This is a genomic window from Roseovarius sp. CH_XMU1461, assembly GCF_037027165.1.
Taxonomy (GTDB): Bacteria; Pseudomonadota; Alphaproteobacteria; order Rhodobacterales; family Rhodobacteraceae; genus Roseovarius; species Roseovarius nubinhibens.
Genome location: NZ_JAYMDV010000003.1, coordinates 214,822 through 238,612, shown reverse-complemented (window position 1 = coordinate 238,612; position 23,791 = coordinate 214,822). Strand labels below are relative to the sequence as shown.

General features: G+C 64.9%; 21 protein-coding genes. 20 read left to right on the top strand and 1 reads right to left on the bottom strand.

The window, feature by feature from the left end:
- The first annotated feature begins 194 nt into the window (after positions 1–194).
- The 8 genes from WA237_RS10380 (at position 195) to WA237_RS10345 (ending at position 7,937) form a co-directional block, all read left to right on the top strand.
- Positions 195–1,334, top strand: a complete 1,140-nt coding sequence (locus WA237_RS10380) for an extracellular solute-binding protein (RefSeq protein WP_009814230.1) — start codon at positions 195–197, stop codon at positions 1,332–1,334.
- A gap of 15 nt (positions 1,335–1,349) precedes the next feature.
- Positions 1,350–2,951 (top strand): BCCT family transporter, encoded by a 1,602-nt coding sequence (locus WA237_RS10375; RefSeq protein WP_336097630.1) that lies wholly within the window; start codon positions 1,350–1,352, stop codon positions 2,949–2,951.
- Positions 2,952–3,239: 288 nt separating this feature from the next.
- On the top strand, positions 3,240–3,740 hold the full coding sequence (locus WA237_RS10370) for a YbjN domain-containing protein (RefSeq protein WP_336097629.1): 501 nt from the start codon (positions 3,240–3,242) through the stop codon (positions 3,738–3,740).
- Positions 3,741–3,773: 33 nt separating this feature from the next.
- Positions 3,774–4,589 (top strand): pyrroline-5-carboxylate reductase, encoded by an 816-nt coding sequence (gene proC, locus WA237_RS10365; RefSeq protein ID WP_336097628.1) that lies wholly within the window; start codon positions 3,774–3,776, stop codon positions 4,587–4,589.
- Positions 4,582–4,923, top strand: coding sequence for a tRNA-binding protein (locus WA237_RS10360; RefSeq protein ID WP_009814234.1), 342 nt, complete (start codon positions 4,582–4,584; stop codon positions 4,921–4,923). The genes proC and WA237_RS10360 overlap by 8 nt, the downstream gene beginning before the upstream one ends.
- The gene (locus WA237_RS10355) at positions 4,920–5,873 is read left to right on the top strand and encodes a 2-hydroxyacid dehydrogenase (RefSeq protein ID WP_009814235.1); all 954 of its coding nucleotides are present in this window, start codon (positions 4,920–4,922) and stop codon (positions 5,871–5,873) included. The genes WA237_RS10360 and WA237_RS10355 overlap by 4 nt, the downstream gene beginning before the upstream one ends.
- 121 nt (positions 5,874–5,994) lie before the next feature.
- The gene (locus WA237_RS10350; protein WP_336097627.1) at positions 5,995–7,116 is read left to right on the top strand and encodes a beta-ketoacyl-ACP synthase III; all 1,122 of its coding nucleotides are present in this window, start codon (positions 5,995–5,997) and stop codon (positions 7,114–7,116) included.
- A gap of 362 nt (positions 7,117–7,478) precedes the next feature.
- The gene (locus WA237_RS10345) at positions 7,479–7,937 is read left to right on the top strand and encodes a hypothetical protein (RefSeq protein ID WP_009814237.1); all 459 of its coding nucleotides are present in this window, start codon (positions 7,479–7,481) and stop codon (positions 7,935–7,937) included.
- A gap of 17 nt (positions 7,938–7,954) precedes the next feature.
- Here WA237_RS10345 and WA237_RS10340 read toward each other — a convergent pair whose 3' ends face one another.
- Entirely contained in the window at positions 7,955–8,896 is a 942-nt protein-coding gene (locus tag WA237_RS10340) for a GlxA family transcriptional regulator (protein WP_336097626.1), read from the bottom strand.
- Between the two features lie 74 nt (positions 8,897–8,970).
- On the opposite strand from WA237_RS10340, the gene WA237_RS10335 reads away from it, so the two are divergent.
- The 12 genes from WA237_RS10335 (at position 8,971) to WA237_RS10280 (ending at position 23,687) form a co-directional block, all read left to right on the top strand.
- Complete coding sequence (locus tag WA237_RS10335; protein WP_009814239.1) at positions 8,971–9,882, top strand: 3-keto-5-aminohexanoate cleavage protein; 912 nt, start codon at positions 8,971–8,973, stop codon at positions 9,880–9,882.
- A 190-nt stretch (positions 9,883–10,072) separates the two neighbouring features.
- Entirely contained in the window at positions 10,073–10,834 is a 762-nt protein-coding gene (locus tag WA237_RS10330) for an SDR family oxidoreductase (RefSeq protein ID WP_336097625.1), read from the top strand.
- 67 nt (positions 10,835–10,901) lie between these two features.
- A complete protein-coding gene (locus WA237_RS10325) occupies positions 10,902–12,314 on the top strand; it encodes a carnitine 3-dehydrogenase (RefSeq protein ID WP_336097624.1) in 1,413 nt (470 codons plus the stop codon).
- A gap of 4 nt (positions 12,315–12,318) precedes the next feature.
- On the top strand, positions 12,319–13,482 hold the full coding sequence (locus tag WA237_RS10320; RefSeq protein WP_336097623.1) for an acyl-CoA dehydrogenase family protein: 1,164 nt from the start codon (positions 12,319–12,321) through the stop codon (positions 13,480–13,482).
- Positions 13,483–13,703: 221 nt separating this feature from the next.
- Positions 13,704–15,767, top strand: a complete 2,064-nt coding sequence (locus WA237_RS10315; protein WP_336097622.1) for an acetate--CoA ligase family protein — start codon at positions 13,704–13,706, stop codon at positions 15,765–15,767.
- Positions 15,760–16,545, top strand: coding sequence for a carnitinyl-CoA dehydratase (locus WA237_RS10310; protein WP_009814244.1), 786 nt, complete (start codon positions 15,760–15,762; stop codon positions 16,543–16,545). Before WA237_RS10315 ends, WA237_RS10310 begins: the two co-directional genes overlap by 8 nt.
- A 48-nt stretch (positions 16,546–16,593) precedes the next feature.
- A complete protein-coding gene (locus tag WA237_RS10305) occupies positions 16,594–18,321 on the top strand; it encodes an ATP-binding protein (protein WP_336097621.1) in 1,728 nt (575 codons plus the stop codon).
- Complete coding sequence (locus tag WA237_RS10300; RefSeq protein WP_009814246.1) at positions 18,321–19,667, top strand: sigma-54-dependent transcriptional regulator; 1,347 nt, start codon at positions 18,321–18,323, stop codon at positions 19,665–19,667. Before WA237_RS10305 ends, WA237_RS10300 begins: the two co-directional genes overlap by 1 nt.
- Before the next feature lie 138 nt (positions 19,668–19,805).
- Positions 19,806–20,825 carry a C4-dicarboxylate TRAP transporter substrate-binding protein gene (locus WA237_RS10295; protein WP_216014940.1) on the top strand — a complete coding sequence of 340 codons (1,020 nt, stop codon included), beginning with the start codon at positions 19,806–19,808 and terminating at the stop codon, positions 20,823–20,825.
- Positions 20,826–20,969: 144 nt separating this feature from the next.
- The gene (locus WA237_RS10290; protein ID WP_336097620.1) at positions 20,970–21,602 is read left to right on the top strand and encodes a TRAP transporter small permease subunit; all 633 of its coding nucleotides are present in this window, start codon (positions 20,970–20,972) and stop codon (positions 21,600–21,602) included.
- Positions 21,603–21,613: 11 nt separating this feature from the next.
- Positions 21,614–23,014 carry a TRAP transporter large permease gene (locus tag WA237_RS10285; protein ID WP_216014942.1) on the top strand — a complete coding sequence of 467 codons (1,401 nt, stop codon included), beginning with the start codon at positions 21,614–21,616 and terminating at the stop codon, positions 23,012–23,014.
- 106 nt (positions 23,015–23,120) lie between these two features.
- A complete protein-coding gene (locus WA237_RS10280; RefSeq protein ID WP_336097619.1) occupies positions 23,121–23,687 on the top strand; it encodes a hemerythrin domain-containing protein in 567 nt (188 codons plus the stop codon).
- Positions 23,688–23,791: the final 104 nt, after the last annotated feature.

Below are 23,791 nucleotides of genomic sequence, written 5' to 3'. Positions count from 1 at the left end.
CGCCGGGATGCAAGCGCGGGGCGATCTGTCGTGGCTCTGAGCGACCGCCCTGTCCCGTCACCGCCGGGTCCGGGTCGCCGTGGCCGAAATCCCTTGCCATGGGGCGGCCCGGCTGTTTCGATCCTCCCGTTGCTGCATCGCTGAGGAAAAGGAGCAAGATTTTTCCAGTTCGTTGCTTACGGTAGGAGTATGCCATGTCGATAACCCAACGCCCGCTTTGTGGGCTTCTGGCGTCCGCGCTGTTTCTCTGCGGAATGTCCGCGAGCCCTCTGTCCGCGCAGGACGCCGGGGGCGGGACCATCCCCAATCTCACCTTCACCAGCTGGACCGGGCCTTATATGCGCTCGCAGATGCTCGGCTTTGTGCGGCCCTATGAGGCGGCGACGGGGCAGCGCCTGCATGTGGCGCATTACAATGGCGGCATCGACGAGATCCGCGATCAGGTCGAATCCGCCAATGTCATCTGGGACGTGGTGGACCTGACCCAGGCGGATCTGCTGCGGGCCTGTGACGCGGGGCTTTTGGAGGATATTTCGGACATCGAGTTGCCGGATGGCAGCGATGGCACGCCGGCGGCGGAGGATTTCGTCGCAGGCGCGCTCAGCCCCTGCGGTGTCGGCGTCATCGAATGGGCCACGGCATTTGCCTATTCCGGTGCGGCCTTTGGCGACAGCCCGCCGAGCGGCATTGCCGATTTCTTTGATGTCGAGACCTATCCCGGCGCCCGCGCCATTCGCAATGATCCGACGGTGATCATGGAATGGGCGCTCATGGCCGATGGGGTGGCGCGCGACGAGGTCTATCCGCTGCTCGAGACCGAGGAGGGCGTGGCGCGGGCCTTTGACGTGATGGAGGCGATCCGCCCCGGGCTTCAGCTCTGGTCGGCGGGGCGCGAACCGGTGCGGCTCTTGAACGGGGGCGAGGTTGTCCTGTCGTCGATCTGGGCCACCACGGGGGCGACGGCGGCCAAGGAAGAGGGCGCGGATTTCGCCATCGTCTTTGACGGGCGCATCCTCGAGATGGATCTCTTTGGCATCCCGAAAGGCAGCCGCAACAAGGCGGCGGCGCTCGCGTTTATCCGCTATGCGAGCAGTTCCACCTCGCTGGCGCAGATGGTGAGCCACCTGCCCAACGGGCCGACGCGCAAATCGTCGCTGGCGCTGCTGTCGGAGGAGGTTCTGGCGCAGATCCCGAACAGCCCGAGCTATGCCGACAATCTCAGCCTTGTCTCGGACGCGACCTGGTGGGCTGAGCATCACGCCCGCCTCGACGAGGCGTTTCAGGCCTGGCTCAACAAAAATGACCGGCAGGGCCCTGCTGGCACAACACGTTAAGGGGAGGGGGAGAACATGCCGCTTACAAAACCCAAGCTGCCTGAGAATCTCATTGCGAAATCCGGGATTTTCAAGGGGATGAACACCTTTATGGCCGTGGGGTCGATGGTGATGATCCTGGCCTTTGTCCTCTACACGATCCGCGATGTGGACGCGTCGTCCGAGGTGTTCTCGGCGGGCAAGAATTTCATCATCGGAAGCCTCGATTGGTTCTATGTTCTGGTGGTCAATGCCGCGCTGTTTTTCTCGGTCTGGCTGCTCTTTAGCCGCTTTGGCCATGTCAAGCTTGGCAAGGAAGAGGATGAGCCGGATTTCTCGACCTTTTCCTGGATTGCCATGCTGTTTTCGGCAGGGCTTGGCTCCGGGCTGATCTATTGGGGCGTGGCCGAGCCGATGTTCCATATTCAGGGCAATCCCTTTGCCGAAGGCGCGGGCATTGCCGCCGGGGGCACCGATGCCGCGGTCAAGGCGGTGACGGTGACGATCTTTCACTGGGGGTTTCATGGTTGGGGGCTTTATGTGCTGGCGGGGATGTCGCTGGCCTATTTCGCCTATCGCCATGATCTGCCGCTGACACCGCGGGCGGCGCTCTATCCGATCCTCAAGGAGCGGATCTATGGGCCCTGGGGGCATCTGGTGGACCTCATTGCGGTGTTTGGCACGATCTTTGGCATTGCCACCTCTCTCGGCCTTGGGATCACACCGATTGCGGCGGGGCTGGAGCGGCTCGGCTGGTTGGAGAACAACCTCACCAATCAGCTTATCCTCGTGGCGATTATCACGGTGATGGGCACCGCCTCGGCGGCGTCGGGCGTCGGCAAGGGCGTGCGTATCCTGTCGGAGATGAACGTGCTCTTTAGCCTTGGGCTGTTGCTGTTGTTCCTGATCCTTGGGCCGACGGCGTTCTTGCTCGGCGTGACGATTTCGGGGATCGGTGATTACCTGTGGAACGTGGTGCCCATGGGGTTCAAGATCATCGGCGATCCCGAGAACCAGTGGCAAAGCTGGTGGACCATCTTCTACTGGGGCTGGTGGATCGCCTGGTGTCCCTTTGTCGGCATGTTCATCGCGCGGGTTTCGAAAGGCCGGACGATCAAGGAATTCTGTCTGGCGGTGCTCTTTGTGCCGGTGACGGTGGTCATGGTCTGGATGGGCGTCTTTGGTGGCGCGGCGGCGGGGGTCGAGCTTTTTAACGAGGGGGCGGTCGTCGATGCGGTTAATGCCGATTACGCGCGGGGCGTGTTCCAGACGGTGGCGGGCTTTGGCTATGACTGGCTCACCACGCCGATCAATTTCCTGATCACCCTGTTGCTGATCTCGTGGTTCGTCACCTCGTCGGACAGTGGCACGCTCGTCATGTGTACGATGCTGTCGATGGGCGATGAGAACCCGCCGGTGCGGTTCCGCATTTTCTGGGGTCTGTCGGCCGGTGTGGTGGCGGCGGTGCTGATGCTGGCCGGCGGTCTGTCGGCGCTGCAGACGGCGTCGATCGTGGCCGGGCTGCCGATCGCGGTGATCGTGCTCTTGATGATCTATGGCATGGTGAAAACCCTGCATGAAGAGCATCCGCGCCCCGATTACGAGGACAAGTTCGAGCTCGAATTCCTCAACCGCTAGGGCGGGGCATGGGACACGGCGGCGGGCGGCTTTGGCCGCCCGTTTCGCATTTGGGGGATGAATTTTCGTCAGGGAGCAGGTCTTCGGCCGCCAACCAAGGGTTGGTGGCTGTCTGTAAGCTATCCACAACTTATTGCGTTTATCCACAACAAATTGCTTTACAGGCGCAGCTTGCTGGCCCACCATATCTGGTAAGGGCAGGTGGAATAGCCCCTGTCCCTAGAGCAGGCACCTAGCGCTTGGGAGGCTGCCATTCCCGAGCGCTAAGTTAAAAAACGAGGTGGCGCCATGGCATTATCCGAGCAGTTTTATTCAGAAGACATGCATCCCATTGATCTGGTGGAGCATGTTGCCGAACACCATGACTGGGAATTCGACCGGATCGGGGACGATCAGATCGCCATGGCCGTGGAAGGCCAGTGGCGGACCTATTCGATCACGCTGGCCTGGTCGGGCTATGACGAGACGCTGCGGCTGGTCTGTACCTTCGAGATGGAGCCGCCGGCCGAGAAGCTTCCGGCGCTGTATCACACGCTCAACGAGGTCAATGACCAATGCTGGGCCGGGGCCTTTACCTATTGGGAAGAGCAAAAGCTCATGGTCTATCGCTATGGTCTGTTGATGGCGGGCGGGCAGGAGGTCTGTGCCGAGCAGATCGACACGCTGATCCGTGCCGCGGTGCTCAGCGCCGAGCGGTTCTACCCGGCATTTCAGCTGGTGGTCTGGGGCAATCGCGAACCGAAAGAGGCGATGCAGGTTGCCATTGCAGAGGCCTACGGCAGGGCGTAACACTTCCCGAAACACGACATGCGGGAGGGTTTTATGGTGATGCAATCGGTGGCCGAGGGCGGTCTGGTCCTATTGGGCTGTGGCAAGATGGGATCTGCGATGCTGGAGGGCTGGCTGGCCAAGGGTCTGCCGCCCACAAGCGTCTGGGTGATTGATCCGCGCCCGTCGGATTGGCTCAAATCCACCGGTGTCACCATCAACGGCGCGTTGCCCAAGGCCCCGGCGATCGTTCTCATCGCGGTCAAGCCGCAGATGATGGGCGATGCGCTGCCCGAGATTGCGGCGATGGGCAATGGTGAGACGCTGTTTGTCTCGGTCGCGGCGGGCACGTCGATTGCGGCCTTTGAGGCGGCGATGGGGGCGCAGAGCCCGATCATCCGGGCGATGCCCAACACCCCCGCCGCAGTGGGCCGGGGCATCACCGCCATCATCGGCAACAGCCACGCCCGCGCCGCGCATCTCGACATGGCCGAAGAGCTGCTGCGTGCGGTGGGGCAGGTCGTCCGCTTGGAGAGCGAAAGCCAGATGGATGCGGTCACCGGGGTCAGCGGCTCTGGCCCGGCCTATGTGTTCCACATGATCGAATGTCTGGCGCAGGCAGGCGAGGCGCAGGGGCTTGCGCCCGAGCTTGCCATGCAGCTTGCAAAGGCGACGGTGGCCGGGGCCGGGGCGCTGGCCGAGGCGGCGGACGAGACCCCGGCGCAGCTTCGCGTCAATGTCACCAGCCCCAATGGCACGACGCAGGCCGGGCTTGAACAGCTGATGGATGAGACAACCGGCCTGCCGCCCCTGATGGCGCGGACCGTGGCCGCCGCGACAGACCGGTCAAAGGAGTTGGCGCGTGGCTGATGAGATCACTTTTGACGAGTTCCTCAAGGTAGATATTCGGGTCGGCACGGTGCTGCGGGCCGAGCCCTTTCCCGAGGCGCGCAAACCGGCGATCAAGCTCTGGATCGATTTCGGACCCGAGATCGGCGAGCGCAAGACATCGGCGCAGATCACCGCGCATTACACACCAGAGACCCTCGTCGGTCGTCAGGTCATGGGGGTGGTGAATTTCCCGCCGCGCCAGATCGGGCCGTTCATGTCCGAGGTTCTGGTGCTGGGCCTGTCGGATGCCGAGGGCGGGATCGTCCTCTTGGCCCCCGATCAGACGGTTGCCAATGGGGAGCGGATGCATTGACACGGGTTTTGATCACACGACGCCTGCCGGACACCGTGCTGCAGGAGGCGGAAAAGCATTTCGAGATCGAGCTGCGTGACGAGGCGGCGCCTCTCAAGCTTGGTCAGATGCGCGGTGCGCTGGCGCTTTATGACGGGATCTTGCCGACGCTTGGTGATCTCTTCAGCGCCGAAGCCTTTGCCGAGGCGGAGAACCCGCGCTGCAAGATCCTCGCCAATTTCGGTGTGGGCTATAACCATATCGACGCCGAGGCGGCGCGCGCGGTCGGCATCGCGGTGACCAATACGCCCGGCGCTGTCACCGATGCCACCGCCGATGTCGCGATGACGCTCATGCTCATGTCGGCGCGGCGCGCGGGCGAGGGCGAGCGGCTGGTGCGGTCGGGGCGCTGGACCGGCTGGCAGCCGACCCAGATGCTCGGCCTGCATCTGAGCGGCAAGACGGTGGGCATTCTCGGCATGGGGCGGATCGGGCAGGCCATCGCGCGGCGCTGTCATTTCGGCTTTGGCATGGATGTGCTCTATGCCAACCGGTCTGTGAAAGAGCTCGATTTCCCGGCGGAAAAGCTCAGCCCTCTGGCGCTCGCGGCGCGGGCCGATGTGGTGGTGATCGCCATGCCGGGCGGCAGCGAGACCCATCATTTCGTCGGCACCGAATTCCTGCGGGCGATGCAGGGCCATGCCCATCTCGTCAATATCGCGCGGGGCAATATCGTCGATGAGGCGGCTCTCATCCGGGTGCTCGACGAGGGCGGCATCGCGGGCGCGGGGCTTGATGTATACGAGCATGAGCCGGAGGTGCCCGAGGCGCTGCGCGCGATGGAGAATGTGGTGCTCTTGCCGCATCTCGGGACCGCCGCGCTCGAGGTGCGCGAGGCGATGGGCTATATGGCGGTGGAGAACCTGCGGGCCTTCTTTGCGGGCGAGGCACCGCCCAATCTGGTCAACTGATCCGGGTATTTTCAGGGGTTTAGCGGCGGTTTCGCTCAAGTTTGCGCGAGCGACCAAGCGTCAAGCTTGACCTCGGGGCAGGGCTCGGGTCTGTTGGATCGGCTATTTTGGGAGCCACTACATGATCCAGCCCGCCATCACCGGGACCGGGGTATTCACCCCCGAGCAAACCATCACGAATGACGAGCTGGTGGTTGCCTTCAACGCCTATGCCGAAAAGTTCAACGCCGACAATGCCGAGGCGATTGCGGCGGGAGAGGTCGCGGCCAAGGCGCCGTCCTCGTCCGAGTTCATCCTCAGCGCCTCGGGGATCGAGCAGCGCTATGTGATGGACAAATCCGGGGTTCTCGATCCCGAGACCATGCATCCGGTCTTTGCAGCCCGTGCCGACGAGGCGCCGTCGATGATGGCCGAAATGGCGATAGACGCGGCGCAAAAGGCGCTGGCGCAGGCCGGGCGGCGGGCGGAAGAGGTCGATCTCATCATCTGTGCCGCCTCGAACCACGAGCGCGCCTATCCCGCCATTGCCATTGAAATTCAGCAATTGCTGGGCGCGGGGGGCTTTGCCTTTGACATGAATGTCGCCTGTTCCTCGGCCACGTTCGGCATCCAGGCGGCGGCGGATATGGTGCGGGCGGGATCGGCGAAATGCGCGCTTATCGTCAATCCCGAGATCTGCTCGGCGCATCTCGAATGGCGCGACCGGGATTGTCATTTCATCTTTGGCGATGTCTGCACCGCGACGCTGGTCGAGCCCGCCGAGGCGGCCCAAGGCGCGCATTTCCTCATCCGGTCGACCCGCTGTGCCACGGAGTTTTCCAACAATATCCGCAACAACAACGGTTTTCTCCGGCGCACCCGGCCGGGCCAGATGGCGGACCGGCGCGACATGCAGTTCATGCAGGAGGGGCGGAAGGTCTTTAAGGAAGTGCTGCCGCTCGTCTCGGCCCATATCGCGGGCCATATGGAGGACGAGGGCGTGGCGGCGGAGGATCTCAAGCGGCTCTGGCTGCATCAGGCCAACAAGTCGATGAATGATTTCATCGGCCGCAAGGTTCTGGGCCGGGTGCCGGAGCCGGAAGAGCAGCCCAACATCTTGCAGGATTACGCCAACACCTCGTCTGCCGGGTCGATCATCGCATTCGCGAAATACTCCGGCGATCTGGCGCCCGGCGATGTCGGGCTGATCTGCAGCTTTGGCGCGGGCTATTCGGTTGGGTCGGTGATTGTCGAGCGGGTGTGAGGGCCAATAAATGAGGGCCAATAAATGAAGGCCAGGAGATGAGGGCCAGTAGATGAGGGGCAATAGGGGCAAACCGGGGCAGGCGGGGCCATCTACTCTGTCTCTCGGCGCGCCATCTAGAAGCCAAGCTTCGGGGATGGACGATGACGTGCTTCGATCCAGCGTATTTTATACGAAGAGGAGGGACAAAGCCCCAATCCGTACCGACCCCGCCAGGCTGCCCGGCATTGGGGATGCAGAGCAACAGGTTGTCCCGGTTTACTTCGGGATTGGTTTACAAGTGACATTTGGAAAGGCAGACAGTAATGGGAAAAGAGTTTGACGGTTCCCCCGACGTCGGGGCCGTAGGCAGGGATGGGTAAATGTCAACGATCAGAGGTTATCTGAAGAAACATACCGAGGCGTTGGTCAAGGATGTTGGGATCGAGCCCGCGTGCGAGCTCACCGGCAAGTCCAAGGCGACCTTGGGGCGGTATTATTCGGACCATGACGAACATGCCGATCGGTTCATGCCGATCGACGCGGTGGCGGCGCTCGAAGAGGCGGCGTCCTATCCGCATGTCACGGCGGCGCTGGCCGAGCTCAAGGGCATCAGCCTGTCCTTTGACGGCACCCGGCGCAATGCGGATGACAAGGGCGGGGTGAACGCCGATGTGATCGCGCTCAGCCAGCGGTTCGCGATCCTGATGGCCGAGTATCAGCAATCCATCGAGGATGGGGTGATCACGGTCAATGAGGCCAAGCGTCTGTTGCGGGAGACGACGCAGCTGCAGCAGGTCCTCATCGACATGAAGCTGCATCTCGAAGACGAGGCGACCTGAGCCGGGGTGTTCCCGGGTCAGAGCGTTCTTTTCCTGAGTTCTGAAGGGGTTGCGCCAAATCTCTGGCGGATCGCGCGCGACAGGGCTGCGGGCGATTCATAGCCGCATCTGAGCGCCACCTCGGCCACGCCGAGACCACTTCCCTCGAGCATTTTACGCGCGTTCGAGAGCCGCAGATGGCGGTAGACCGTGCCCGGCGGTGCGCCGAGGCCGCGGCGGAAATGCCGGTCGAGCGTGCGCGGCTGGCAGGAGCAGCGCCGCGCCAGATCGGGGAGCGGCAGCGGCCGTTCGAGATGGTCGCGCATGAGCGCCAGCGCGCGGCCCACCAGCGGATCGTGATGCGGCGTTTCATCGGGGCGGGGATCGCCCTTGATGAACTGATCCTCGACATCGAGCCGGGCGGCCTCGCCGAGATGCTGGCTCACCAGATCAAGCACCACATCAAGCGCCGAGAGCGCCCCGGCGCAGGTGATCACCGGCCCGTCGCGCAGATGCCGGGCGCGGACGGCGTCAACCTCAAGGAATCGTTCGGAAAAGGCGGGGAGAAGATCCCAGTGAATCGTCGCCTGCCGCCCGTTCAAGAGCCCGGCAGAGGCCAGAAGCCATGGCCCCGCATCGAGCCCGATGGTCACCGCCGCCTGACCGGCGGCGCGGCGCAGCGCCTGACGGGCGGCGTTGGTATCGTGATCATGGTGCCGATAGCTCGCGTGGACAAAGAGATAATCGCAATAGGTCAAGGACTTGAGCGGGCCGTGCGGGACGATGCCGATGCCCGAGGAGGTCTGCACCGGCAACCCGTCGAGGGTGACGATCTGCCAGTCGAACACATGGCGATGGGTCACCGCATTGGCAGCGCGGAGCGGCTCGAGGCAATTGGCCATGCACAGGTTGGAGAACTCGTCAAAGACGAGGAAGCCGATCCGCACCGGGCCACCCGGGATTTTTGTCCATTTCTGCATCAAGAATGTCAGATACTGCAAAATCTGGCGCGGTTCCAGCGATACTCTCGCGCCATGTTGACTGGGAGAACACCATGCCGCTGACCATGAACCGAGACGTTTTCATCACCTGTGCCGTGACCGGATCGGGCGGCACCCAAGACCGCAGCCCGCATGTGCCGCGCAGCCCTGAGCAGATTGCCGACAGCGCGATTGCGGCGGCGAAGGCGGGGGCGGCGGTGGTGCATTGCCATGTGCGCGATCCCGAGACCGGGGCGCCGAGCCGGGACAAGGGGCTGTTTCGCGAAGTGACCGACCGGATCCGCGACGCGGAGGTCGATGTGGTGCTCAACCTGACTGCCGGGATGGGCGGCGATCTGGTCTTTGGCGATGTCGAGAACCCGCTCGATCTCAACAGTGCCGGCACCGATATGGCGGGCGCTACCGAGCGCGTGGCCCATGTCGCCGAATGCCGCCCCGAGATCTGCACGCTCGATTGCGGCACGATGAATTTCGCCGAGGCCGATTACGTGATGACCAACACGCCCGGCATGCTCACCGCCATGGGCGCGATGATGACCGAGCTCGGCGTCAAGCCGGAGATCGAGGCCTTTGACACCGGCCATCTTTGGTATGCAAAACAACTGGTTAAGGATGGCGTTCTCGAAAGCCCCGCGCTGGTTCAGCTCTGCATGGGCGTGCCATGGGGTGCGCCGAATGACCTCAACACCTTCATGGCGATGGTCAACAACATCCCCGAGGATTGGGCCTGGTCGGCCTTCAGCCTGGGCCGCGATCAGATGGCCTATGTCGCGGCGAGCGTGCTCGCGGGCGGCAATGTGCGCGTCGGTCTCGAGGACAATCTGATGCTCGATCGCGGGGTGCTCGCCACCAATGAGCAGCTGGTGACCCGCGCCCGCGAGATCATCGAGCGTCTCGGCGCCCGGGTGATCGGCCCGCAAGAGGTGCGCGACAAGCTCGGCCTGACCAAACGCGCCCCGGTCTGAGACCGGGCGCGGCTGGGGCCGAAACCGGCCAAGACGGCAGGTCGGTCTTACGTCGGCATCGCGTCGGTAAAGCGACGGTGGGTGAAGACGGGGGGTGAAATCGCCCCCGCCCGAGGGAGTGGGCGGGGCGGTCTAACGGGGCCTAGCAGGGCCTAACAGGGCCAATCAGGGTCTGACAGGGAGTGAACACATGTCACGCAGGGTTTTGATCACCGGGGGCGGATCGGGTATCGGCCGTACCTATGCCCGCCGGTTCCATGCCGAGGGCGACCATATCGCGATCTGTGACGCCGATCCGGCGGCGGTCGAGGCGATGCGCGCCGAGCTGCCCGGTCTCATCGGGGCGGCGGTGGATGTGCGCGACGAGGCGGCCATGGCCGAGTTTCTCGGCGCGGTCGAAGAGGAATGGGGCGGGGCGGATATCGTCTTTGCCAATGCCGGCACCGGCGGCCCGGCGGGGCATATCGAGGATATCAGCTATCAGGATTGGCAGGATTGCGTGGCGGTGAACCTGCATGGCGTCTTTCTCACCTGCCGCTGGGCGGCGCGGGTGATGCGGGCGCAGGGCTCGGGGCTCATCCTGCTCACCTCGTCGACCGCGGGGCTCTTTGGCTATCCCAACCGCTCGCCCTATGCGGCGGCGAAATGGGCGATCAACGGGCTGACCAAGACGCTCGCGATGGAGCTCGGCCCGGTGGGGGTGCGCGTCAATGCCATCGCCCCCGGCGCGGTCGAAGGCGAGCGGATGGAGCGGGTCCTCGCCAATGAGAGCCGCGCCACCGGGCGGCCCATCGAGGAAATCCGCGCCTCTTACGTGGAATGCACCTCGCTCAAGAGCTGGGTGAGCGCAGATGAGCTCGCCGATATGGCGCTGTTCCTCGCCTCGCCCGCCGCGGCCAAAGTGTCGGGGCAGATCATGGCCGTGGATGGCCACACGGAAAGCATCAACTGAGGCCAGAAGTGGCGCCAGAATTGGTGCCAGCTTTGATGCCAGAAATTCAGATGTCAGGGAGAATGACATGACCAAGACAGCAGCGATCATCGGCGGTGGCGTCATCGGCGGCGGCTGGGCCGCGCGGTTCCTGCTCAACGGCTGGGATGTGCGGGTGTTCGACCCCGATCCGCAGGCCGAGCGCAAGATTGCCGAGGTGCTCGGCAATGCGCGGGGCGCGCTGCCGATGCTCTATGACACGGCGCTGCCTGAGGAGGGCACGCTCAGCTTTCATGGCTCGATTGCCGAGGCGGTCGAGGGCGCCGATTGGGTGCAGGAAAGCGTGAGCGAGCGGCTCGACCTCAAGCATAAGGTGCTGGCCGAGATCCAGACGGCGAATGCCGGCGTTCTCATCGGCTCGTCAACCAGCGGCTTCAAACCCTCGGAGTTGCAAGAGGGCGCGCAGGACCCATCGACCATCATGGTCACCCACCCGTTCAACCCGGTCTATCTCTTGCCGCTGATCGAGCTGGTGCCTTCGCAGGCCACCGCGCCCGAGGCCATCGCCCGCGCGAGCGAGATGCTCACCGCGCTCGGGCTCTATCCGCTGCATGTGCGCAAGGAGATCGACGCCCATATCGCCGACCGCTTTCTCGAGGCGGTGTGGCGCGAGGCGCTCTGGCTGGTCAAGGACGGCATCGCCACCACCGAAGAGATCGACAATGCGATCCGCTATGGGTTTGGCATCCGCTGGGCGCAGATGGGTCTCTTTGAGACCTATCGCGTGGCCGGCGGCGAGGCCGGGATGCGGCATTTCATGGCGCAGTTCGGCCCTTGCCTCAAATGGCCCTGGACCAAGCTCATGGATGTGCCCGAGTTCACCGACGAGCTTGTCGATCTCATCGCCGATCAGTCGGATGCGCAATCGGGGCATCTGTCGATCCGCGAGCTCGAGCGCAAGCGCGACCGCAACCTCATCGCGATGATGCGGGCGCTGCGCCAGCAGGGCAATGCCTCGGGGCGGCTGATCAACGACCATCAGAAAACGATCCGCCCGGAGCCTGTCGCGTCCGAGGATGGCCGCGCGCTGCGCAGTCAGCGGCGTATGGTGCCGGTCGATTGGACCGATGTGAACGGCCATATGAACGAGGGCCGCTATGGGCAGATCTTCTCGGATGCCGCCGAAGAGGTGATGGCGCATGTCGGGGCCGATGGCGCCTATGTGCAGGCGGGCAACAGCTATTTCACGGTGGAAACCACGGTGAAATACCTCGCCGAGACCCATGCCGGCGAGATGGTCGAGGTCTGGAGCCGGGTGACGGAGGGCGCGGGCAAGAAGCTGCGCTGTCTGCATGAGATGCGCCGCGCCAGCGATGGCGAGATCCTCGCCACCTGCGACCAGTTCATGCTGCATGTGAGCCTCGAGACGCGGCGCACCTGCGACCCGCTGCCCGAAGTTCAGGCCCGTGTTGAGGCGCTCGCCGCCGCGCATAAGGAGTGAGACCATGCAATTCGCGATGACCGAAGAACAGCAGATGATCGTCGACACGACGCGGGCCTTTGTCGAAAAGGAAATCTATCCCCATGAGCTCGAGGTCGAGCGGTCCGGCCACCTGCCGATGGAGATCATCCGCGAGGTGCAGGCCAAGGCGATCGAGGCCGGGCTCTATGCGGCCAATATGCCCGAAGAGGTGGGCGGTGCCGGGCTCGATACGCTGACCTGGCTGATGTATGAAAAAGAGCTTGGCCGGGCCAATTACGCGCTGCACTGGACCTGTGTGGCGCGGCCGTCGAATATCCTCTTGGCGGGCAGCGAAGAGCAGCGCGAGAAATATCTCTACCCCTGTATTCGCGGTGAGAAATGGGATTGTCTCGCGATGACCGAGCCGGGGGCGGGGTCGGATTTGCGCGGCATGAAGGCCAGCGCCAAACAAGATGGCGATGATTTCATCCTCAACGGCACCAAGCATTTCATCAGCCATGCCGATATCGCCGATTTCTCGATCGTCTTTATGGCGACCGGCGAGGAAGAGACGCCGCGCGGGCCGAAGAAGCTCATCACCGCGTTTTTCGTCGACAAGGGCACGCCGGGGTTCTCGGTGCGCGAGGGCTACCGCAATGTGAGCCACCGCGGCTATACCAATGCGGTGCTCGAGTTCGACAATTGCCGGCTGCCGAAATCGGCGGTGCTGGGCGAGGTGCACAAGGGGTTCCAGGTGGCCAATGACTGGCTCGGCGCGACCCGGCTTCAGGTGGCGGCGACCTGCCTTGGCCGGGCCGAGCGGGCGCTGCAACATGCGGTGGAGTATGCCGCCGAGCGCCGCCAGTTCGGCCAGCAGATCGGCAAGTTTCAGGGCGTGTCCTTCAAGCTCGCCGATATGGCGACCGAGCTCAAGGCGGCGGAGCTTCTGACCTGGATGGGCGGCTGGAAATTCGATCAGGGCAACGTGACCGAGAGCGACATGTCGATGGCCAAGCTCAAGGCCACCGAGATGCTGGCGATGGTGGCCGATGAGGCGATCCAGATCCATGGCGGCATGGGGCTCATGGATGAGCTGCCGCTGGAGCGGATCTGGCGCGATGCGCGGGTCGAACGGATCTGGGAAGGCACCAGCGAGATCCAGCGCCATATCATCAGCCGCGAGATGCTGCGGCCGCTGGGCGCCTGATTTTATGCCTCCGGCGGGGATATTTGCGGCCAGAAGAAGATGCGGGAGAGGGATCACTCCCCCTCCCGTCTGGCTGCGCCAAAGCGCTTCTCCTGGCGCGGTCATCGGCGTCCCCGCCTGTACCGCGCCCCGAGCCTCGCGCGAATTCATGAACAATTCCTTACTTCTTCTGGCGAAAAATATCCTCGCCGAAGGCGAAACTCTTTTGGAGCCACCGCGCCATGCGTGATCTGTCCCGTCTGTTTCAGCCCCGGTCCATTGCCGTCATCGGCGGCGGGGCCTGGTGTGCCAATGTCATCGAGCAATGCGCCAAGATGGGCTTTGCCGGGCCGGTCTGGCCGGTGCATCCGACCCGCAGTGAGCTGGGCGGGGTGGCGGCCTTTGCCTCGCTCGACGATCTGCCGGGGGTGCCCGATGCGGTGTTCATCGGGGTCAATCGCAGCCTGACCATCGAGACGGTGGCGCGGCTCAGGGCCATGGGCGCGGGCGGGGCGGTGTGTTTTGCCAGCGGGTTCCGCGAGGCGCAGGCCGAGACCGGCGATGGCGACAGCCTGCAGGAGGCGCTGTTGGCGGCGGCGGGGGAGATGCCGATCATCGGTCCCAATTGCTACGGGTTCATCAATTATCTCGATGGCGCATTGCTCTGGCCCGATCAGCATGGTGGCGAGCGGGTAGAGCGCGGGGTGGCGGTGCTCACCCAGAGCTCGAACATGGCGATCAACATCACCATGCAGGCGCGGGCCTTGCCGTTGGCCTATGTGGGCACGGCGGGCAATCAGGCGCAGATCGGCCTGTCGGAGATCGGCGCGGCGATGCTCGAGGATCCGCGGGTGACGGCGCTGGGGCTGCATATCGAGGGGATCGGCGATCTGCGGGCCTTTGAGGCGCTGGCCGCAAGAGCCCGCGCGCTGGGCAAGCCGGTGGTGGCCTTGAAAGTCGGCAAATCCGAGCAGGCACAAAAAGCCGCGGTGTCGCATACCGCCTCGCTGGCCGGGTCGGATGCGGGGGCGCGGGCCTTGCTGCGGCGGCTGGGCATTGGTCAGGTCGAGAGCCTGCCGGGGCTTCTCGAGGCGCTGAAGCTTTTGCATTTCGCGGGGCCTCTGGCCTCGAACGGTGTGGCGTCGATGTCCTGCTCGGGCGGCGAGGCGAGCCTGATGGCGGACACCGGGCTTGGCCGGGATATTCGCTTTCCGCCGCTCGATGAGGGCCAGCGGACCGGGCTGCGCGCGGCGCTGGGTCCGATGGTGGCGCTGGCCAACCCGTTGGATTACCACACGTTTATCTGGGGTGACGGGGCGGCTATGGGCCGGGCTTTTGCCGCGATGATGGGCGGGGAAGAGATCGCCATGGGCTGTCTCGTGGTGGATTTTCCGCGCATCGACCGGTGTAGCGATGCGGCCTGGGATTGCGTGCTCGAAGGGGCGGGCCATGCGGCGCGGGCGGTGGGCAAGCCGCTGGCGCTGGTGGCGACCCTGCCCGAGGCGCTGTCGGAACGGGTGGCGGCGCGGGCGATTGCAGAGGGGCTGATCCCGATGCTGGGGCTTGATGAGACGCTCTGCGCCATCGAGATCGCGGCGCGGATGGGCAAGGCAGCCGTGCCTGAGCCGCTGACCCTGCCGGGGGCGCGGAAGACAGGCGCACGGGAAACGGGCGTGGCCCATGTGCTGAGCGAGGCAGAGGCCAAGGCGGCGCTGGCGGAGCATGGCGTGGCGGTGCCCCGGTCCGAGCGGGTCGAGAGCCGCGCGGCGCTGGCTGAGGCGGCGGCGCGGGCGGCCTATCCCGTGGTGCTCAAATCCGAGGGTCTGGCCCATAAGACCGAGGCCGGGGGCGTGGCGCTCGGCCTCAAGGATGCAGCAGCGGTGGCGCAGGCGGCGGGCAGCATGCCGGGCGAGAGTTTTCTCATCGAGGAGATGATCGACGGCGGGGTGGCCGAGCTCTTGATCGGGGTGGTGCGCGATCCGGCGCATGGCTTTGTGCTCACCCTTGGGGCGGGCGGCACCTTGACCGAGATCCTGCGCGACAGCGGCTCGCTCTTGCTGCCCACCACGGAGGATGCGGTGCGCGACACCCTGCACGGCTTGCGGATTGCGCCGGTGCTGGCGGGCTATCGCGGCAAGCCGGGGGCGGATATGGGCGCGATCCTCGCCGCCGTCATGGCGGTGCAGGATTATGTATTGGCCCATGCCGATGAGATAGACGAAATTGAGATCAACCCGCTGATCGTCACGCCCATGCGGGCGGTGGCGGCGGATGCGCTAATCAGGAAGGGAGACAAAGATGAGTGAGAGCCCGGTCAAGACCGAGCGGCGGGGGCATGTGCTCGAGGTGACGCTCGACCGGCCCAAGGCCAATGCGATCGACCTGCAGACCAGCCGTGCGCTGGGCGAGGTGTTTCGCGATTTTCGGGACGATCCAGAGCTGCGGGTGGCGATCATCACCGGCGCGGGAGAAAAGTTCTTTTGCCCCGGCTGGGATCTCAAGGCCGCGGCGGATGGCGATGCGGTGGATGGCGATTACGGCGTCGGCGGCTTTGGCGGGCTGCAGGAGCTGCGCGGGCTCAACAAGCCGGTGATCGCGGCGGTGAATGGCATCTGCTGTGGCGGGGGGCTCGAATGGGCGCTGAGCGCCGATATCATCCTTGCCGCCGAACATGCCACATTCGCCCTGCCGGAAATCCGGTCCGGCACGGTGGCCGATGCGGCCTCGATCAAGCTGCCCAAGCGCATCCCCTATCACATCGCGATGGAGATGCTGCTCACCGGGCGTTGGATCGATGCGGAAGAGGCGGCGCGCTGGGGCATGATCAACCGCATCCATAGCGCCGAGACGCTGATGGAGGAGGCGCGGGCGCTGGCCGATCATCTCGCCTCGGGGCCGCCGCTGGTCTATGCGGCGCTCAAGGAAGTGGTGCGCGAGGCGGAGGGGATGAACTTCCAGGATGCGATGAACCGCATCACCAAGCGTCAGTTCGAGACGGTCGATATTCTCTATGACAGCGAGGATCAGCTCGAAGGGGCGCGGGCCTTTGCCGAGAAGCGCGACCCGGTGTGGAAGGGCCGCTGAGCCGCCGCCACGCTTGAACTTTGTCCGGAAATCACGTCAGGGTGCCGCATGATTTTGCGGCGCCTTTTCATATTCGCCCTGTTGCCGCTGGCCTTGTTGGCGGCGCTTTATGTGGGGTCCGAGCGGTATTTCCGGGCGCAGGAAGTGGCCCGGGCCGAGGGGCGCGTGTCGCTCTACCGGTCGACCGTGGTGGATGAGCTCGACCGGTTTTCCTATTTCACCCATGTGCTGGCGCGGGACCCGTTCGTGATGGCCGCGTCGATGCAGGGGGTGGCGGGCACGCTCGATGCGCGGCTGCGCGATTTCGCGGAGCAGGCCAAGCTCGACGCGATATATCTCATGGGCACCGATGGTACGACGATTGCGGCGTCGAACGCCGGCACGCCCGCGAGTTTCGTGGGCCAGAACTATGCGTTTCGGCCCTATTTCCGGCAGGCCTTGGCGGGCGGGCAGGGGCGGTTCTACGGGATTGGCGCGACCACCGGGTTGCCGGGCTATTTCGTGGCCGATCCGGTGCGCGACCGCGAGGGGCGCATTCGCGGGGTGATTGCGATCAAGCTCGATCTCACGCGGCTCGAGGGGGCGTGGCGGGAGAGCGGCGAGCTTGTGCTCTTGGCCGATGCGGCGCGGGTGGTGCTGCTTTCGTCGCAGGAGGCGTGGCGCTACCGGGTGCTGACGCCGCTCAGCCCCGAGGCGCGGCGCGAGATCGAGGCGGCGCGGCAGTTCACCGGTCATGCGCTCGAGCCGCTCGACTGGCAGCAGAATGAGCCGGGGCGGACGATCGTCGCCGGGGAGGGGATGATCCATCTGGTGCGGGGCGACCTGCCGCATGGCTGGACGCTGCATTACCTCGGCAGCGAGACGCAGATCGAGACGCGCAGCTGGCTGGTGGTGGTGATCGGGGCGGTGATGCTCGGTCTGTTGCTCTCGGGCTGGCAATGGCGGCGCAACCGGATGATCGGCGCGGCGCTGCGCCGGTCGGAGGCCGAGGAGGCGGCGCTGCGCGAGGCGAACCGGCGACTGGCGGTGGAGATCGAAGAGCGGCGCACGGCGCAGCGGCGGTTGCAGCGCACGCAGGGCGAGCTGGAGCGGGCCAGCCGGCTGGCGGCGCTCGGGCAATTGGCGGCCTCGGTGACCCATGAGCTGGGCCAGCCGATTTCGGCGATGCGCAACCATCTGGCGGCGGCGGAGATGTCGGGGGCCTCTGGGGCGACCGGGGCCTCTGGGCTTACGGCGCGGCTGAGTGGGCTGGTGGAGCGGATGGAGGGGATCACTCGGCAGCTCAAGTTCTTTGCCGCGCCGACCGCGTCGGAGATGGGCGAGGTCGATCTCAACGCGGCGCTGGCGGAGGCGCTGGCGCTGGTGGCGCCCAATCTCGAGACGGCGGGCATTGAAGTCACGCGGGATCTGTCGGCGGCGGCGGTTTTGGTGCGTGGCAACAAGCTTCGGCTTGAACAGGTGCTGACCAATCTTCTGCGGAATGCGGCGGATGCGATGGAGGAGAGCGCGACGCGGCAGCTGGTGCTTCGCACCGGGGTTGAGGAGGGCATGGGCTGGGCTGAGATTGCGGACAGTGGCAGCGGGCTTGGCCCCGGTGGGCTTGAGGCGCTGAGCGAGCCCTTTGTGACGACGCGTCCCTCGGGGCAGGGCATGGGGCTGGGGCTTGCGATTTCCGGCGGGATCGTCAAGGAGCATGAGGGCCGTCTTGCGGCGCGGGACAGGCCGGGCGGCGGCACGGTGTTCCGGATGGAGATCCCGCTGGCGGAGGAGATGTGATGGCCGAGGGCAAAGCGACCCCCCTGAACCTGCTCATCGTCGATGACGATGCGGCGATGCGCGCCTCGCTGGTCGAGCTGGCCGAGGCCGCCGGGTGGCAGGCGAGCGCCGTCGGGCGGGCGGCGCAGGTGGCTGATCTCTTGCCCGAGCTGCGGCCCGATGTGATCCTGTCGGATGTGCGGATGCCGGGGATGTCGGGGCTCGACCTGCTGGCCAGCCTGCAGGGCGCGGGCGCGCCGCCCCTGGTGCTCATCTCGGCGCATGGCGATATCACCATGGCGGTCGAGGCGATGCAGGCCGGGGCCTATAGTTTCGTGGAAAAGCCCTATGACCCGCGCCGCTTGCTCAGCATTCTGCGCCATGCGGGCGAGCAATATCGGCTCACCCGGCAGGCTGGGCGGCTCAAGGCGCGGCTGGCGCAGCTGTCGGGGCTCGACCGGGTGTTGCTTGGCGGGACGCCGGAGATGGTGGCGCTGCGCGAGACGGTGATCGACATGGCCGATGCCATGGTGCCGGTGTTTCTCAGCGGTCTCACCGGCACCGGCAAGGATGTGGTCGCCAAGGCGCTGCATGATCTGGGGCCGCGGTCCGAGGCGCCCTTTGTGGCGCTCAACTGTGCGGCGCTGTCGGAGCGGCATTTCGAAGAGGGCATGTTCGGCATTCATGGCGAGCGGCAGGGCAGCCTGATGGGGGCGCGGGGCGGCACGCTTTTCCTCGATGAGGTCGGCGCCTGTCCGGTGGCGGTGCAGGCCAAGCTCTTGCGGGTGATCGAGACCGGTGAGGTGACGCCCATCGGCGCGCCGGGGCCTGTGCCTCTGGATTGTCGGGTGGTGGCGGCGACCAATGAAGACCCGGAAGAGGCCATCGCGGCGGGGCGGCTGCGCCCTGATCTTTATTACCGGCTGAGCGGCGTGGTGCTGCGGCTGCCGCCTCTGGTGCAGCGGCGCGACGATCTCGAGATGCTGGCCACGCATTTCCTGCGCCATTACGCGGCGATCTATGAGATGTCTGCGCCGGCGCTCACCACCGAGGATCTGGCGGCGCTCTTGGCGCATGACTGGCCGGGCAATGTGCGCGAGCTGCGCCATGTGGCGGAGCGGCGGGTGTTGATGGCGCGGCGCGACCGGGGGTCGATGGCCGAGGCGCTGCGCCCGGATGTGGTGGCCGAGGACATGCCCGGCACGCTGCGCGAGGCGGTGGCGGCGCTGGAACGGGGGATGATCGCCCGCGCGCTCAAGGCGCATGAGGGGCGGATGGACGATGTGGCGGCGCAGCTTGGCATCGGGCGGCGCACGCTCAACGAGAAGATCGTCAAGCTCGGTCTCGACAAGGATGCGCTTCTCTAACGCTCAGCAAATCCCGCCGTTGCCCTGCGGAAATCCGCAGGGCGGCCCCCTGACCCCCTGCGGATAACTTCATTGGCGAATCGACCTGCCGCGTTATGATCTCGCGAATTCAATGGATTTTGACTGGGAGGATCATCCATGAACGGATTTCTGAAAACCACTGCGCTTGCGGCAATCACCCTCGGCTTTGCCGGTGAGGCGATGGCTGTGGAGTGGAATGTCTCGCTCTGGGGCAAGCGCCGCGCCTTTACCGAGCATGTCGAGAAGCTCGCCGAGCTGGTGAGCGAAAAGACCGGCGGCGAGTTCACCCTCAACATCAGCTATGGCGGCCTGTCGAAGAACAAGGAGAACCTCGACGGCATTTCCATCGGCGCGTTCGAGATGGCGCAGTTCTGTGCCGGCTATCACCGCGACAAGAACCCGACCATCACCGTGCTCGAACTGCCGTTCCTCGGTGTTGAGACGCTCGAGCAAGAGCGCGAGCTGAGCATGGCGCTCTATGCGCAGCCGGCGGTGCAGGAAGACCTGGCGCGGTGGAACGCGACGCTGCTGATGCCCTCGCCGATGCCGCAATACAACCTCGTGGGTCTCGGCGATGCGCCGACCAGCCTCGAAGGGTTCGAAGGTCTGACCGTGCGCGCCACCGGCGGCATCGGTGAGGCGATGAAGGCCGTGGGTGCGGTGCCGACCTCGATGTCGGCCACCGAAGTGCGCCAGTCGCTCGACAGCGGCGTGATCAAGGCCGCCGCCTTTGCGCCGCATGCGCATATGTCCTTTGGCACGATCGAGAACGCCAACTGGTGGACCACCAACCTCAACCCCGGCACCGTGAACTGCCCGGTTGTGGCCAACACCGACGCGCTCAACGATCTGTCGGACGAGCATCGCGAGGCGCTGCTGGGATCGATCGACGAGGCGCTCGATCATTATGTCGCCAACTATGAAGGCAACACGATGGAGCGTTGGGGTCCGGCGCTCGACGAGCGTGGCATCGAGAAAGTGACCTTCTCGGCCGAGGCGCTCGCCGCCTTTGAAGAGCGCGTGGCTGGCCCCGCGGCGCAGGACTGGATCACCTCGATGGGTGAGCGCGGTCTGCCGGCGCAGGAGCTCTATGACTTTGCCACGTCGAAGCTGAAAGAACTCAAGGGCAGCATGTAAGCCTTTGCGGCCCTGCCCCCCGATCCGGGGGCGGGGCCTTTTTATGCACCTCCGAGCGCCGCCCCAGAGGGGCAGGATGCGCCACCCCGCGCGGCGGGACATGGGGGCGGATCGTAACGGGACATATCACGGGAGGGACACGCCATGGCGGGCGGCGGAACGGTGCTGAGCGATGACAGCACGCTGAGCCGGGTGGACCGGCAATTCTATCGCATCGAAAGGGTTCTGGCGCTGGTCAGCGGGCTCGCGGTGTTCGCGATGATGCTCTTGGCGGTGGGATCGGTCAGCGGGCGCAATTTCTTTGACCAGCCGCTACCGGGCTATGTCGACTGGATCGAGCAGGCGATGCCGCTCATTGCCTTTATGGGCATTTCCTATGTGCAGCGCGACGGCGGGCATATCCGCATGGATCTTGTCGTGGGCAATCTCAAGGGCCGTGTGCTGTGGCTGGTGGAGATGATCACCACGCTGGTGGTGCTTGGCCTGATGGTCCTTCTGGTCTGGGGCACCTGGGCGCATTTCCAGCGCAGTTTCGATTTCGGCGCGCCGCTGTGGAGCCGCGACAGTTCGATGGATATCGCGCTGCCGCTGTGGCCGGCGAAGCTCTTGGCGCCGGTGGCCTTTGGGGTGCTGTGCCTGCGGCTGGTGCTGCAGATCATCGGCTATGGCCGGGCCTTTCTTGAGAATGCGGAAAAGCCGGTGGCGGTGCCGCTGGTGGTGGATGCCGCGACACAGGCCGCCGAAGAAGCGCGCCATGTGTCCGATGGCAACGGGTAAGGGGCAGAACCATGGAACCGATTGATATTGGGCTGATCGTCACCGGCGGCATGCTGGTGCTTGTGATCCTCGGCATGCGGGTGGCCTTTGCCGCCGCGGCCTGTGGCATGGTGGGGCTGATCTGGATTTTCTGGGCCAAGTTCGGCTATGACCCGGCGCGGTTCGGCAAGGCGGTGACGGTGGCGGTCAAGACCGCCGGGCAGGTGCCGCATTCCAAGGTGAGCGCGCAATCGCTGAGCCTCATTCCGACGTTTATCCTGATCGGCTATCTCGCCTATTACGCGGGGCTGACCAAGGCGCTGTTCGAGGCGGCGAAACGCTGGATCGCCTGGGTGCCGGGGGGCTTGGCGGTGTCGACCGTGTTCGCGACCGCGGGCTTTGCCGCCGTGTCCGGCGCGAGCGTCGCGACCTCGGCCGTCTTTGCGCGCATCGCCATTCCCGAGATGCTCGCCATTGGCTATGACAAGAAATTCGCAGCCGGTGTGGTGGCGGCGGGCGGCACGCTGGCCTCGCTCATCCCGCCGTCGGCGATCCTCGTGATCTATGCGATCATCGTCGAGCAGGACGTCGGCAAGCTCTTGCTGGCGGGGTTCCTGCCGGGGATTTTCTCGGCGCTGATCTATGCGCTGCTGATCATCGGCATGGCGATGTCGATCAAGGGGTTTGGCCCGCCGGTGGGCGGCTTTACCTGGCGCGAGCGGCTGGTGGCGCTGCCGCCGGCGCTGCCGATCCTCGTGGTTGTCGCGACCATCGTTCTGTTCGTCTACAACCCGTTTGGCGGCGATGCCTGGGGCACGCCGACCGAGGGCGGGGCGATCGGGGCCTTTGTGGTGTTCCTGATGGCGCTCTATCGCGGCATGCGCTGGGGGCAGTTCAAGGATGCGCTGCTTGAGACTGCAAAGCTCAGCGTGATGATCTTTACCATCATCTGGGGCGTTCTCATCTATGTGCGCTTTCTCGGCTTTGCCGATCTGCCGGGGGCCTTTGCCGATTGGATCACCTCGCTCACCATGTCGCCGATGCTGATCCTTGTGTGCATCCTGCTCGCCTATGCGGTGCTGGGCATGTTCATGGATGCGATCGGGATGCTGCTTTTGACCCTGCCGGTGGTCTATCCGGCAGTGATGGCGCTCAACGGGGGCGAGTTTGTCAGCGCCGCCGACAGCACCTTTGGCATGTCGGGGCCGATGTGCGCGATCTGGTTCGGCATCCTCGTGGTGAAGATGGCGGAGTTCTGTCTCATCACGCCGCCGATCGGGCTCAACTGTTTCGTGGTGGCGGGCGTGCGCGATGACCTCAGCGTGCAGGATGTGTTCAAGGGCGTGACGCCGTTCTTTATCGCGGATGCGATCACCATCGGCCTGTTGGTGGCCTTCCCGATGATCGTGCTCTGGCTGCCCGGTCAGGTCTGATCCGGGAGCAAGGACCAAGTGACGGGGCCGCCTCTGTGCGGCCCCGCGCGTTTGTGGTGCGGGGCTGCGCATTTGTTATAGTGTAACGCGCCCCCATATGCCCGTCATGACCAGACAACATGACATAAGCCGGGAGGCGCTTCCGCAAGAGATGCGTTTCCTGCTGCGGGACTATCCGCGCGACGCTTGGCCGGAGAATCCGCATTTCACCCGCTCGATCCGCAATTGGATGGGCGCCCATCAATCCTTTCGGCAGCTCGGCGAGATCGCCCGGGGCGAGACCGAGCTCTACCTCACCAAGGGGCGCGATCCGCAGGAATTCGCGGCGCGGTTTGCCGAGTTTGGCAACCTCTTGGTGCGCAACCTGCACGGGCACCATAGCTGGGAGGATCGCAAGTTCTTTCCGGAGCTCGAAGGCGCCGATCCGCGTTTTGCCGAGGGGCTCGAGATGCTCGAAGGGGATCACGCCGAGATGGACGCGTTGCTCGACCAGTTCACCCGGCAGGGCAATAGGGTGGTGCAGCTTGTGACGCTCGACGAGGGGCAGGCGCGAAATGAGGCAGGGCTGCTGCATGATTTGGCAGCGCGGCTCGAAGGCTTTCTCGCGCGGCATCTCAGCGACGAGGAAGACCTTGTCGTGCCGTTGCTTTTGCACCACAAATTGAGAGGATAGAGAGTGATCCCGGGCGGTGGACCCGGCCGGGACATTCGGGGCAGGAAAACTTGGGCGGACCCAAGGTCGTTGCCCCGAATCGCTTTGCTCTTTACCGTTTGGTA